This is a genomic window from Streptomyces sp. CBMA156, from assembly GCF_014596515.1.
GTDB lineage: Bacteria > Actinomycetota > Actinomycetes > Streptomycetales > Streptomycetaceae > Kitasatospora.
In genome coordinates, this window is the sequence record NZ_MSJQ01000262.1 from 20781 (window position 1) to 33997 (window position 13217).

Sequence of the window (13217 nt, forward strand, 5' to 3'; positions counted from 1 at the left end):
GCAACCGCCCTACGGCAGAACGGACTTGAGGGCGTCGGGAGTGCGGGCCACGATGGCGTGCCCGTCGTCCGCGGTGATGATCGGGCGCTGGATCAGGATCGGGTGCTCGGCCATCGCCGCGATCCAGCGGTCCCGCTCGCCGGCCTCCCGGGGCCAGTCCTTCATCTCCAGGTCCTTCGCGGCCTGCTCGTCGATGCGGGTGATGTCCCAGGGCTCCAGGCCCAGCCGCTCCAGCACCTTCGCCAGCTCGGCCGCGGTCGGCGGCTCCTCCAGGTAACGCCGCACGGTGTACTCGACCCCGGCGTCGTTCAGCGCGCCGAGCGCGGCCCTGCACTTGCCGCACCGAGGGTTGATCCAGATCTCCATGCCGGCCACCCTACCGAGCCGGCCGGGCCCGCCTCCGGACCCGCCGCGCCGCGCGATTCCGTCCGTACGGGAACTCCGTTGTGCCCGCCGGTGGTTGACCGCACAGGAAGCGTGTCTCGGGAGGGGAGCACCGCATGGACGGCGCGGCGATCATCGAACAGCTGATGACCACGGACGTCAGGACCGATCCGTACCCGCTGTACGCCAGGGCCCGCGAGCTGGGCCCGGTGGTCCCCGCCGGGGAGGGCATGTTCGTGGCGACCGGCTACGCGGCGGTCAACAAGGTGCTGCGCACGCCCGCCTTCGGCGTCGCGACCGCCGAGATGATGTCCGGTCTGGCCCCCGAGTACGCCGCGCACTCCTCGCTGGCCCTGTTCGGCCGCTCGATCCTCCAGCGCAACGCCCCCGACCAGCCCAGGGTCCGCTCGCTGATCGCCTCGGTGTTCACCGCCCGCCGGGTCGCCGCGCTGCGTCCGGCGGTGGAGGCGGCGGTCGGCCGGCTGCTGGACGGGATGGCCGAGCAGGGCGCCGACGGCTCTCCGGTGGACTTCATGGACGCCTTCGCCTTCAGGCTGCCGGTCGGGGTGATCTGCGAGCTGCTCGGCGTCCCCGAGCGGGACCGCTACCGCTTCCGCGACCTCGCCTCCGACCTGACGGTGGCGCTGGAGATCATCCAGGACCCGGACGAGCTGGCCGTCGCCGACGCGGCCGCCGACGAGCTGGCCGGGTACTTCACCGGCCTGGCCGCCGAGCGCCTGGCCAGGCCGCAGGACGACCTGGTGACCGACCTGGCCCGGATCGCCGCCGCGGACGACGAGCGGCTCTCCGCCCGGGAGCTGCTGGCCAACCTGGTGCTGCTGCTGGTGGCCGGCTTCGAGACCACCACCAACCTGCTCGGCAACGGCCTGGCCCTGCTGTTTCGCCACCCCGAGGCGGCCGCCGGGCTGTGCAGTGGCGCGATCACCCCGGCCGGGTTCACCGACGAGGTGCTGCGCTTCGACTCCCCGGTCCAGGCCACCGGGCGGGTCGCGCTGGAGGAGGGCCTGTCCGTCGAGGGCGTGCCCGTCCTGTCCGGCGACGAGGTGACCCTGCTGATCGGCGCGGCCAACCACGACCCGGCCCGGTACGAGCGCCCCGAGGTGTTCGACCCGACCCGCACCGACAGCCAGCCGCTGAGCTTCGGCGGCGGCACACACTTCTGCCTGGGCTCCCAGCTGGCCCGGCTGGAGGCCGAGGTCGCGGTGCCCGCGCTGCTGGACCGCTTCGCCGGGCTCGCCCCCGGCGGCGTCCCCACCCGGCGTGACCGCCTGGTGCTGCGCGGCTACGAGACCCTGCCGGTGACCGTCCGCTGACCGTCCGCTGACCGTCCGCTGACCAGCGGCTTCCGGGCCGGATTCGGCCCCTCCGGCCCCGAGGACCGGGACGTTCGGCCATTCGTGGTCCTGCCACCCGTAGGAGAACATGGGGGATGAAACCGGCCAATCCGGACCGATCACCCGGAACGGCCGCCTGCCAGGAGGTCCCCCGTGCCCACAGCACCCCGCCCGCCGCGCCCCGCGGCGCTGGAGCCCAAGGCGCCGCGGTGGGTGCCCTGGCTGCCGGTGCTCCTGCTGGTGCTGGACCTGATCGCCGAGGCCGTCGTCCCCGACGCCGTCGCGGCCGGCTTCCTGCTGACCGCGCTGCCCGTGGTGGCCGCGTTCAGCTACGGCCCGGCGCTGACCGCCGTCACCACGGCCGGCTCGCTGGCGCTCCAGCTCGTCCTGGCGCTGCGCGCGGGCCACGTCGACGAGCAGCACCACGTCTGGGTCTACATCGCCACCCTGCTCTCCGGCGTCATGGGCACCGCGCTGTCCTGGCAGCGCACCCGGCAGAACCGGAACCTGCTCCAGGCCCGTACGGTCGCCGAGACCCTGCAACGCACCGTGCTGCGGCCGGTGCCCGAGCGGGCCGGCGGGCTGCGGGTGGCCGGCCTCTACCGCCCCGCCCAGGCCGAGGTCCTGGTCGGCGGCGACCTGTACGAGGTGTGCGACACCCGCTTCGGCGTGCGGGTGCTGCTCGGCGACGTCCGGGGCAAGGGCCTGGGCGCGGTCCGCACCGTCGCCGACGTCCTCGGCGCGTTCCGGGCGACCGCGTACGACACCCCCGGGCTGGTCGAACTCGCCGACCAGCTGGACCGCGCGGTGCTGCGCGACGCGGCCGACCGCGGCGACGACGAGCTGTTCGTCACCGCCGTCCTGCTCCAGTACCGTCCCGGCTCGGACTGCGTGGAGATCGTCAACCGCGGCCACACCACCCCGCTGCTGCTCGGCGGCGGGGGCATAGCCCCGGTGCCCTGCGCCGACGAGCTCCCGCTGGGCCTCGGCCACCTCGGCCCGGCCGGCGAGCGCAGCAAGGCGATCGCCGCCGCGCTGCCCCCGGGCCACACCGTGCTGCTCTACACCGACGGCGTCAGCGAGGCCCGCGACTCCACCGGCGCCTTCTACCCGCTGGCACCCCGGCTCGCCGCCCTCGGCACCACCGCCCCGGACCGGGTGGTCTCCTTCCTCGCCCAGGACGTCCACCGGTACGCCGGCCTGCTCGCCGACGACCTCGCCGTCCTGGCCCTCACCCCCGACGTCACCCGCTAGACCCGCGCTCACTTGCCGGACCCGCCCTCGCCGGGACCGCCCCACTCCCAGAGGTTCGCGAACAGCTCCGCCTGCTCCCTGGCGTCGTCGAGGGCGTGGTGGGTGTGCGGCAGGCCGGGCAGCAGTTCCGAGGGAATCGACCGCTTGCCGATCCCGGCGAACGGCACCCCGGCCCGCGCGGCGTACAAGGTCTTCAGGTCCGGACAGCCGGAGTGCCCGAACGGTCTGGAGCCGGTGAACCAACCCGCCCCGGCAAGCGCTTTTCGCCCGCCGCTCCCGTCACCCGGACGACCCCGCCAGGGTGCCTCCGGGGGCGGGAGTGCGCAGGCTGCTGGCAACGACCGGGCCCGACCGGGCCCCGACGCCGCGGCGCGGGAGGACGAGATCGACGGGACACGAACGGCGGGCACCGGCGGAGGAGCCGACGAGGGATCCGGCGGGGGAGCCGACGCGCGGCTGCTCGCGCGCGGCGCTCTGCTGGCGGCGCTGGGGGCCGTGGGGATGCTGCTGTTCGCGCTGGGGGAGGGCGGGCTGCTGGTGGTCGCGGCGGGCGTGCTCGGGCTGGTCGTCTGGGCCGCCGGCGTCTGGTGGTTCCTGGCCTACCGGGGCGCGGTCCGGGTGTTCGGGCTGCTCGTCGCGGTCGCGGCGCCGGTCGCGGTGCTGGTGCTCTTCGCCCACCACCGGCTGTGGCTGACGGCCCTGGTCATCGTCCTGTGCTGGGGAGCCGCGCTGGTCCTCGCCCGCGCCGCGCTGCGCAGAGCCGACCCGGAACCACCGATGCGGGCGGTCGCCGCGCCCGGGCCGCAGCGGCCGGTCCTGTTCATGAACCCGAGGTCCGGCGGCGGGAAGGTCGGCCGCTTCGGGCTGGTCGAGCGGGCGGAGGAACACGGCGCCCGGGTGGTCCTGCTCGACCACTCCGCTCGTACCGATGTCGCCGCGCTGGCCCGTACGGCCGTGGCCGAGGGAGCGGACCTGCTCGGCGTGGCGGGCGGCGACGGCAGCCTGGCGCCGGTCGCGGCCGTCGCCGCCGAGCACGACCTGCCGTTCCTGGTGGTCCCCGCCGGTACCCGCAACCACTTCGCCCTGGACCTCGGCCTCGACCGCGCCGACCCGTCCCGCACCCTGGCCGCGCTGACCGGCGGCGAGGAACTGCGGGTCGACCTCGGCGAGGTCTCGGGCCGGGCCTTCGTCAACACCGTCTCCTTCGGGGTGTACGCCGACATCGTGCAGAGCCCCGGGTACCGGGAGGACAAGGTCGGAACGGTCCTGGCGCTGCTGCCCGAGCTGCTGGCCGGCGAGGGTGTGCAGCGCGTCGACGCCCGGGCCGACGCCACCGTGCTCACCGACCGGCAGGCGCTGCTGGTCAGCAACAACCCGTACGGCTCGACCGAGGGCCTCGGCCTCGGCGATCGCCGCCCCCAGCTCGACGGCGGCGAACTCGGCGTGCTGGGCATCCGGGTGGACGGCGTGGCCGAGGCCGCGGACGTGGTCCTGCGCGGCACCCGGTCCACCGGGCTGCGAGCGCTGACCGCCCAGCGGGTGGAGGTGACGGCTGCCGGGGGCGAGGGCGGGGGCGCCGGCGCGGGCGAGCTTCCGGTGGCGGTCGACGGCGACGCGCTGCGGATGCCCGTACCGGTCGTGTGCACCCTGCACCCGCGAGCCCTGCGGGTCCTGGTGCCGCGCGACCGCCCGGGCCTGCCCGCCCCCGTACCGACGGTGAACTGGCGGCGGCTGGCCGCCCTGGCCTTCGGCCGCGCCGACCGCGGCTCCGACCGGACCTCCAGGGAGCAGAGCCGTGACTGACCCCTCAGCCTCCTCCCCGTCCGCCGTCGGGGCCGTGCTCGACGACCTCAGGGCGGTCGACGGCGCCGTCTACGGGGCCGTCGCCGCCACCCCGACCCCGGCCCTGGACTCCGCGCTGCGCCGGCTCTCGCGGGCCGCCGACCGCTCGAAGATCTCGCTGACCGTCGCCGCGCTGCTCGCCCTGCGCCCCGGCCGCCCCCGGCAGGCGGCGGCGGCCGGAGTCGGTGCGGTGGCGCTGGCCTCGGTGGCGGCGAACCTGGTCGGCAAGCAGCTGGTCCGCCGCCCCCGGCCCGACCGGGAGCGCGCCAGGGTGATCGTCGGCCGGCAGGTGCCGATGCCGGAGTCGGCCTCCTTCCCGTCCGGGCACACGGCCTCGGCGACGGCCTTCGCCACCGCGGTCGGCGTGCTGCTGCCGCCGCTGGCGGTGCCGCTGGGCGCGCTGGCGGCCGCCGTCGGCTACTCCCGGGTCCACACCGGCGTGCACTACCCGGGCGACGTCGCGGCCGGCGCACTGCTCGGCTTCGCGGCCGCGGTGGCGTCCCTGGCCGTCGTCAGGACCGCACCGCCGGGCGGCCGTGAGTGACCTGCCCGCGCCCCGGCCCGTCCGGCCGGTGGCTGCCGCAACGCCGCCGCGCGACGGCGGGCATCACCTCACGGACCTGGCCCTGCCACGCCGAGGGCTCCATGGCGAATCCACATCCTCGAAGAAGCCGCAGGCGTGATGGGGATTGCTGAATCCGCCACCCACCGACTCATCAGAGCGGGCCAGTTCCCCTTTCCGGTGGCGAGGGCGGGCCGCAGCTACCGGGTCTCCGTCAGGGCCCTCATGCACTTCAAGGACATTCCGGACGCCATTGTCCACGTCGACGACATCGAGAACGGCGCCCTCCACGCGGGCGGCGGCGTGCGGTAGGGCACGGTGCCCCCCGTTTCGCGACACCGTCGGCTCCGAGTCGGTCGCCCGGGATCCGACGGCTGCGGTGGTGCGGCCAGATCTCCCGGAACGATGAAGATCTTGGCGTGAGCCTGGCCACCAGACGGGTTCCTGCCGGCCCGCGAGTGGAACACGAGTGCGGGACCGGCTGGGAACCACGCCCCACTGGGTGGCGAATGCCGAGCGGCCACGGCGGAAGCGAGAGGGCTGATTCACTGGTGGTTCATGAGGCCGCTCTCGTAGGCGGCGATGACGAGCTGGGCTCGGTCCCGGGCGCCGAGCTTGGCGAGGAGTCTGCTGACGTGGAACTTGATGGTGGAGTGCGACAGGTGCAGTCCGTCGGCGATCTCCGTGTTGGACATGCCGTTCGCGATCAGGACGAGGACCTCGCGCTCCCGGTCGGTGATCTCGTCGAGGCGGCGGTTCGCTCCGACCGCCACCTGGGGGCGCCTGGTGAACTCGGCCACCAGTTTCCGGGTCACGCGGGGGGAGAGCAGAGCCTCGCCGTCGGCGATGACGCCGATGGCCGAGAGGAGGTCTTCCGGTGGGGTGTCCTTCAGCAGGAAGCCGCTGGCGCCCGCGTGGAGCGCGGTGAACACGTAGCGGTCGAGGTCGAAGGTGGTGAGGATCAGTATCCGCACCGGTGGCGGGTCCTCGCCGCCGAGCAGTCGCCGGGTGGCCTCGATCCCGTCCATCCCGGGCATCTGGATGTCCATCAGGGCGACGTCGGGCCGTTCCCGTCGGATGACCTCGACCGCCTCGGCTCCGTCGCCGGCCTCGCCGACCACCGTGAGGCCCGGCGTGGTGTCGACGAGCACCCGGAAGCCGGCGCGGACGAGGGCCTGGTCGTCGCAGATCACTACCCGCACGTCCCCGCTCACGTCCCCGCTCACGCCGATTCCCCGGTGGGGAACCGGGCCCAGACGCGGAAGCCGCCGAGCGGGAGGTGGCCGGCGGCGAAGTCGCCGCCGGAGAGCGCGACCCGTTCTCGCATGCCGATCAGGCCGTGACCGACATGACCGCCAGGGCTGACAGGGCTGCCATGGCCGCCAGGGCTGTCGGGCGCGACGGCGGGGCCGGGGCGGCCGGGCAGACCGGAGCGGCCGCGGCCCTCGTCGGTCACCTCGATCTCGATGCCGTCCGGGTGGTAGCTGACCTGGGCCCGGGCGCGGGCGGTCGCAGCGTGCTTGACGGAGTTGGTCAGGGCCTCCTGGACTATCCGGTAGCCGGCCAGGTCGATCGACGGCGGGAGCTGCCGGGCGGTGCCCCTGATCCGCAGCTCGACCTGGAGCCCGGTCCGGCCGGTCTGCTCGATCAGGAAGGGGAGGTCGCTCAGGCCGGGTTTCGCCAGGTCCGAGGCGGCCGCCGGGTCGTCGGCGGGTGACTCCTCCCGCAGCACGTCGAGCAGGGCCCGCATCTCGCGCAGCGCCGTGCGGCTGACCGTCTCGATCGCGGTCAGCGCCTTGGCGGCCTCGTCAGGGTGTCCGGTGATGACGTGGCGGCCGACGCCGGCCTGCACGGCTATCACGCCCATGCTGTGGGCCATCACGTCGTGCAGCTCGCGGGCGATGCGCAGACGTTCCTCGATGACCGTGCGCTGCGCCTCCTCGACGCGGGCCTGCGCCTGACGTTCCGCCTGGGACCGCAGCCCGGCGTCGTAGGCGCGCTGCGACCTGATCATCATGCCGGCCGCCCAGAAGGCCACGATCGGCGCGCTCTGTCCCAACCACATCGCGGCCCACACGTTGTCGAAGGTCACCGAGCTGCCGCCCATCGCCATGCCGACGCCGACGACGGCCTCGGTGAGCACCAGGCCGGCCACGGCCCGGGACCGCGGCTGCGAGAGCGCGAACTGGTAGAGGCACAACGCGACCGCCAGCGACGGGAACTTGACGAACCCGTAGGCCGCCATCGTGGCGTACGTGGCCAGCGACACCCCGAGGGCCGGCCGGGGCCACAGCCGTCTGGCCGCCACCGCGCAGGCCAGCAAGGTCAACAGCGCGTACCAGCCCGGGAGCGAGAGTCCGGCGGTGGCGAGCTGGGCGTCGGTGGGACGCCCCCACAGCAGGAGCGCCATGCCGACCGCCACGTCCAGCCCGACGAGTTGGACGCGGGTCAGCCGTTTGGTGAGCGGGGGCCGAAGCACGCCCTGACGCTATTCGCGGGCGCGTGGGCGCGTCATCCGTCTGCGGTCGCATCTTCGGACCTGTACCTCGGACCAGGTGTGCACACGGTGTCCGGGCCCGGGGCCCGGACACCGACTCCGTGCCGCGGCCTGATCCGGCGGACCGGCCGCGACCGCCATCGTGGAAAGCCATCCGGCACCTGACGATCCTCGAAGGATGGAGCATCCGCATGACTCTCGACCGAGCACCCGCTCCGGATCAAGCACCGGGTTCCGGCCGGGCACCGGTTCCGGTGTCCGAGCCCGCCGCCCGCGGCGAGAAGATCACCAAGATCCACGGCACGGGCGACGCGAAGGTCACAGCTCTGGACGCCGTCGACATCGAGATCGAGGGCGGCGCGTTCACCGCGATCATGGGCCCGTCCGGCTCGGGCAAGTCGACCCTGATGCACTGTCTGGCGGGCCTGGACTCGGTGGACGGCGGCCGGATCTGGATCGACGACATCGAGCTCACCGCGCTGCGCGAGCGCGAGCTCACCGAGCTGCGCCGCGACCGGATCGGCTTCGTCTTCCAGTCGTTCAACCTCATCCCGGCCCTGACCGCCCTGGAGAACATCACCCTGCCCATGGCGATCGCGGGCCGCACGCCCGACCGGGCCTGGCTCAACGAGATCCTGGTGACCTTCGGCCTGGCGGACCGGCTGCGCCACCGGCCCTCGGAACTGTCCGGCGGGCAGCAGCAGCGGGTCGCCTGTGCTCGCGCCCTCGCGGGCCGGCCGGAGATCGTGTTCGCCGACGAGCCCACGGGGAACCTGGACTCCCAGGCCGGGACCGAGGTACTGCGGCTGCTGCGCCGGAGCGTGGACGAGCTCGAACAGACCGTCGTCATGGTGACCCACGACCCGACCGCCGCGTCCTTCGCCGACCGCGTGGTCTTCCTCGCCGACGGCCGGGTGGCCGGCGAGCTGCGGTCCCCGACCGCTGAGGCCGTCCTGCACCGGATGCGCCAAGGCGGGGGGCACCGCTGATGCTGAAGGTGGCGCTGCGCGGCATCTTCGCGCACACAGGACGACTCGCGCTGTCCTGCCTTGCCGTGGTGCTCTCGGTGGCCTTCGTCACCGGCACGATGATCTTCACCGGCACGATCAACGGGGCCTTGGACGACGCCGCGGCGGCGAGCGCCCCGGACGTCACCGTCACTGCCCCGCTGCCGGCGGGCACGGGGCCGGCCGAGGCCGGCGACGCGGTGCAGCGGGCCGCGGTTGGCGAGGGCGGCACGCTGCCGGACGCCGACACCCTGGTCGGGAAGGTGCGCGCCGTGCCGGGCGTGGCGGCGGCGTACCCCGACGTCACGGTCGACACCGCGACGCTGACCGACTCGCAGGACAAGGTGATCGACGCGGCCGGCGGGATGTCCGGCCTCGGCGCCAAGAGCAGCATCCCCGTACTGGCAGGCAACTGGTACGACTCCGACCGGTCGCCGGTGCGGCTCGCCCGCGGCCGGGCACCGCAGGGCCCTGACGAGGCCGTGCTCGACCGCATCTCGGCGGACCGCGCCCACGTGCGGATCGGGGACACGATCCGGGTGGTCGCCGTCCCCGGCACGTTCGAGGCCAGGGTCACCGGCATCGCCGACTTCAAGGCCGCCGGCCAGGGCAACACCCGCGTCTACGTCGACACCGCCACCGCCCAGCAGCGGCTGCTCGGCAAGCCCGGCGCGGCCACCTCGATCCGGGTGGACGCCGCCGCCGGTGTGACGCCCGCCGATCTCCGTCGCGGCCTCGCGGCCGCCCTGGGCGGCGCGGTCCAGGTCCAGGCCAAGGATCCGACCGCCGTGAGCCCGGACAACGGGGCCGGTCAGACCACTGACTTCCTCGGCATGGTGATGACGGGCTTTGCGGTGGTGGCCGTCCTGGTCGGCGTGCTCCTCATCTTCAACACGTTCTCGATGCTGGTCGGGGCCCGGACCCGCGAGCTCGGCCTGCTGCGCGCGATCGGCGCGAGCCGCCGGCAGGTGAACCGGTCCGTCCTGCTCGAAGCCCTGGTCCTCGGCCTCCTGGGCTCCACCCTCGGCATCGGCGCCGGGATCGGGCTGGCCGTCGGGCTGCACGCGGCGATGGCCTCCTTCGGCCTCGACCTGGGCTCGACCTCGCTGGTCGTCGGGCCCGACGCCGTGCTGGTCGGCTACGCCGTCGGCACCGTGGCCACGCTGGCCGCCGGAGTGATCCCGGCGCGGCGCGCGGGACGCATCCCGCCGATGGCCGCTCTCCGCGATGCGGCCGCGCCGAGCACCCGGCCCGGCCGGGGCCGCAGCCTGACCGGCGCGGCGCTGCTGCTGGCCGGGGCCGGTCTGCTGATCGCGGGCCATGCCGCGACGGCGCCGGGCATGATCCTGACCCTGATCGCCTTCTTCCCGCTCGGGCCCGCTCTTGTCCGCGGCGTCGTCCCGGTCCTGACGGCCGCCGTCCCGCGGCTCTTCGGGCCGATCGGCGCGATCGCCGCCGGGAACACGCTGCGCAACCCGCGCCGCACTGCCGCCACCTCGGCCGCGCTGATGATCGGCATCTGCGTGGCAACGGCGATGGCCGTCTCGGCGGCCTCCGCCTCGGACTCCATGGCGGCTCGCACCGACCGGATGCTCGGCGCGGACTTCATCATCAGCGGACAGCACTCGCAGGCGCAGTTCGGGCCCGAGGCCGCCGGGGCGGCGCGGCGCGTACCGGGAATCGGCGAGGTCGTCAGGGAACGGATCACCAGGGCCACGCTCACCGCGGGAGCGACCACGCTGTCCACCACCGTCTACGGCGACGAGCCCGGCTTCCCCACCGCGATGCACGAGACCTACACAGCGGGCGACCCGCAGGCCGCGCTCGCCCACGGCCAGATCGTCCTCGTGGACGCCATGGCCGAGCGACTCGGCGTCGGCATCGGCGACCACGTCACCCTCGCCGGACCGGGCAGCCCCCCGGTGACCCTGACGATCGGCGCCCTTCAACGCCAAGAACCGCCCGGCATGTCGATGGGCCGGGTACGACTCGCGCCCAGTGTCGGATTCGACGTCCTGTCCACCCTGGCTCCCACCGCCTCCGACACCACCCTGTTCGCCTTCGCGGCCCGCGGCGCGGACCCGACAGCGGTCGGGAAGGCGCTCACCACGGCGCTGGCCGGGTATCCGCAGCTGGCCGTGCAGGACCGGGCGGCCTACAAGGCATCCGTCCGGAACAGCGCCGGCCGGATGCTCTCGATGGCGTACGGGCTCCTGGCCCTCGCGGTCGTCATCGCGGTGCTGGGCGTGGCCAACACGATGGCCATGTCGGTCGGGGAACGGACGCGCGAGATCGGCATGCTGCGCGCGGTCGGCGCCTCACGCCGCGAAGTCCGCCGCATGGTCCGCCTGGAGTCGGTCGTGATCACTGCCTTGGGGGCTCTGTCGGGACTGTCGCTCGGCATCGCCTGGGGGATCGCCCTCCATCGAATGGCGGGTGAGGGTCAGACCATCCTGTCAGTGCCCTGGATCACCCTTGCGGAACTGGCGGCGGCTTCCGTGATCGCCGGCGTCCTCGCGGCGCTGACCCCGGCTGTGCGGGCGGCTCGCCTCGACATCCTGTCCGCGCTGGCCGCGGACTAGGAACGCGCCGCGTTCCCGCTCGGCAGCGGTGCCGGGATTTCCATGCGAACGTGGACGTCGACGCGCCCGGCTTCGCATGGGCGGCAGGGGGATCAGCTCTGTGGGAACTGCTGCCGGATTTGCCCACGGTACTGGCTGGGTGTCCCCGGTCCATCCTCCGAGCTACAACTTCCTCAGGCTCTCCTTCAGCTCCCTGGCCACACGCAAATCGGGCCGAACGAGGTCCACCACCCTGGCCACGGAATCGGCTTCAGCCGAGGGGTTCCTCATATCGAGGCAGTGCTTACGGAGCAGTTCCTGGGGAAGGTCGTCGAAGCCCACATGTCCCACGATTGCGGCGATCACCTCGGCCGAGCCCCTGCTGGCCTCGACGAACAGGCTGGCAGACAGCTCGTGCTGGACCCAGTGGGACTTCATCGAGTTCTCTGAAACGATCGCGAGCATGAATCGGGAGTGCTGGATCCCGCTCTTCACCTTCTTAATAATCGAATCTCCGGGCTTCAGTTCCCAGTCGTCCAGCCAGACGCGGAGGTGCTTCCGCCTCATTCGCTCGGCGATCCGTACGACCTGCTGTCGATCGGCAGAGGAGTAGCAGACGAAGACGTCATGGTTGACGTCAGGCATCAGACCCCACCCCAATCGCTTGACCCGGGTAGCAGAGCCCGGCAGTTGGGATCGTACCGCGCCCGAGCGGCGCCTCATGTAGAGTTAACGTCATCCTGACGATTAGTGCCGTTGTCGAGGGAGGGGACCCTATGGACAGCGCGACGTACGACCTCTTCATCTCCCATGCCTCCGAAGACAAGGAGGCTTTCGTTCGGCCGCTCGCTGGCATGCTGCACGAGCTCGGCCTCGCGATCTGGTATGACGAGCACTCCCTGCGCATCGGCGACAGCTTGTCCGCCTCGATCGATCGCGGTTTGCGCGACGCGAAGTACGGGCTGGTTGTGCTCAGCCCAGCATTTCTCAAGAAGCCGTGGCCCGAGTACGAGTACCGCAGCCTGGTCACTCTGGAGGGAGATGGCTCGAAGCGCATCCTGCCCGTCTGGCTTGACGTCGACCGCGAGGACATCATCCGCTTCAGCCCACATCTGGCGGACAAGTTTGCCGTACAGGCGTCCGGTTCCCCACGAAAGGCTGCATTCGCGGTTCTGGAGGTTGTGAGGCCCGAGGCGTCTCGTGAGTTCAAGCGCCGGGCTGCGCTGGAGCCCGTTCGCAAATCCTCTGACGACTTGGTTCCGGCGCCGCCGGGACCACCTCTCCTCACCAGCCAGCTACGCCGGCTGAACTTGATCCGTGAAGCTCTGTTCGAGACATATCCCCAAGCCTGGGACGAGATGGTGACGGACTTCCGTCGGGACATCCCGAGCGAGCGTGACTCCGAGATCGGAACATGGGAGTCCATCGCAGGCATCTATTTGGGTACCTGTCGGCGTTTCACCCTCGACGGGGAGGAAAAGAGGAAACTCTTTCACGCGCTCTTGCGCGAGTCCCTCGGGGATGAGATCGCAGTTGACGCGGTTCAACCATGGCTCAGGTGGGCCAGGGAGGCCATTCGGGCGGAACTCTGACGGCCTGGTGCGTGATTGCGACAGTCAGTCGCATTGCCGCCGAAATCACGCACCAGGCCGTCAGTCCAGCTCGTATGGGTTGGCCGCGGCCGGCTCCTGGTCACTCAGTTGTAGGGCAGCGCCCTCGACCATGCCGCCCTACTTCCGCACCAGAGCCAAGAGC

Annotated in this window: 13 protein-coding genes; 8 read left to right on the forward strand and 5 right to left on the reverse strand. The window is 72.7% G+C overall.

Features of this window, described 5'->3' with window-relative positions:
- Positions 1–9: 9 nt before the first annotated feature.
- Positions 10–366, reverse strand: coding sequence for an arsenate reductase family protein (locus BU198_RS21955; RefSeq protein ID WP_188298573.1), 357 nt, complete (start codon positions 364–366; stop codon positions 10–12).
- Positions 367–500: 134 nt separating this feature from the next.
- Here BU198_RS21955 and BU198_RS21960 point away from each other — a divergent pair, with 134 nt between their 5' ends.
- Entirely contained in the window at positions 501–1718 is a 1218-nt protein-coding gene (locus BU198_RS21960) for a cytochrome P450 (RefSeq protein ID WP_188298574.1), read from the forward strand.
- 174 nt (positions 1719–1892) lie between these two features.
- Entirely contained in the window at positions 1893–2993 is a 1101-nt protein-coding gene (locus BU198_RS21965) for a PP2C family protein-serine/threonine phosphatase (RefSeq protein ID WP_188298575.1), read from the forward strand.
- An 8-nt stretch (positions 2994–3001) separates the two neighbouring features.
- On the opposite strand, the gene BU198_RS21970 is transcribed toward BU198_RS21965, so the two are convergent.
- Positions 3002–3181, reverse strand: coding sequence for a hypothetical protein (locus tag BU198_RS21970; protein WP_188298576.1), 180 nt, complete (start codon positions 3179–3181; stop codon positions 3002–3004).
- Between the two features lie 313 nt (positions 3182–3494).
- Between BU198_RS21970 and BU198_RS21975 the strand changes: the two genes are divergently transcribed.
- From BU198_RS21975 to BU198_RS21985, 3 genes are all read left to right on the forward strand, one after another.
- Complete coding sequence (locus BU198_RS21975) at positions 3495–4796, forward strand: diacylglycerol/lipid kinase family protein (RefSeq protein ID WP_188298597.1); 1302 nt, start codon at positions 3495–3497, stop codon at positions 4794–4796.
- Positions 4789–5379, forward strand: coding sequence for a phosphatase PAP2 family protein (locus tag BU198_RS21980; protein WP_317620255.1), 591 nt, complete (start codon positions 4789–4791; stop codon positions 5377–5379). Before BU198_RS21975 ends, BU198_RS21980 begins: the two co-directional genes overlap by 8 nt.
- A 138-nt stretch (positions 5380–5517) precedes the next feature.
- On the forward strand, positions 5518–5709 hold the full coding sequence (locus BU198_RS21985) for a hypothetical protein (protein ID WP_188298577.1): 192 nt from the start codon (positions 5518–5520) through the stop codon (positions 5707–5709).
- Positions 5710–5942: 233 nt separating this feature from the next.
- On the opposite strand, the gene BU198_RS21990 is transcribed toward BU198_RS21985, so the two are convergent.
- Together BU198_RS21990 and BU198_RS43865 are read right to left on the reverse strand one after the other, a co-directional pair.
- Positions 5943–6623: a response regulator transcription factor gene (locus BU198_RS21990; RefSeq protein WP_317620256.1), complete on the reverse strand. Its 681-nt coding sequence runs from the start codon at positions 6621–6623 to the stop codon at positions 5943–5945.
- A complete protein-coding gene (locus BU198_RS43865; RefSeq protein ID WP_188298578.1) occupies positions 6620–7876 on the reverse strand; it encodes a sensor histidine kinase in 1257 nt (418 codons plus the stop codon). The genes BU198_RS21990 and BU198_RS43865 overlap by 4 nt, the downstream gene beginning before the upstream one ends.
- 209 nt (positions 7877–8085) lie before the next feature.
- Here BU198_RS43865 and BU198_RS22000 point away from each other — a divergent pair, with 209 nt between their 5' ends.
- Positions 8086–8883: an ABC transporter ATP-binding protein gene (locus BU198_RS22000; protein WP_188298579.1), complete on the forward strand. Its 798-nt coding sequence runs from the start codon at positions 8086–8088 to the stop codon at positions 8881–8883.
- Positions 8883–11483: an ABC transporter permease gene (locus BU198_RS22005; RefSeq protein ID WP_188298580.1), complete on the forward strand. Its 2601-nt coding sequence runs from the start codon at positions 8883–8885 to the stop codon at positions 11481–11483. Before BU198_RS22000 ends, BU198_RS22005 begins: the two co-directional genes overlap by 1 nt.
- 162 nt (positions 11484–11645) lie before the next feature.
- Here the strand turns inward: BU198_RS22005 and BU198_RS22010 are convergent, their stop codons facing one another.
- Positions 11646–12107: a toll/interleukin-1 receptor domain-containing protein gene (locus tag BU198_RS22010; RefSeq protein WP_188298581.1), complete on the reverse strand. Its 462-nt coding sequence runs from the start codon at positions 12105–12107 to the stop codon at positions 11646–11648.
- A 131-nt stretch (positions 12108–12238) separates the two neighbouring features.
- Between BU198_RS22010 and BU198_RS22015 the strand changes: the two genes are divergently transcribed.
- Positions 12239–13054 (forward strand): toll/interleukin-1 receptor domain-containing protein, encoded by an 816-nt coding sequence (locus BU198_RS22015; protein ID WP_188298582.1) that lies wholly within the window; start codon positions 12239–12241, stop codon positions 13052–13054.
- Positions 13055–13217 lie beyond the last annotated feature (163 nt).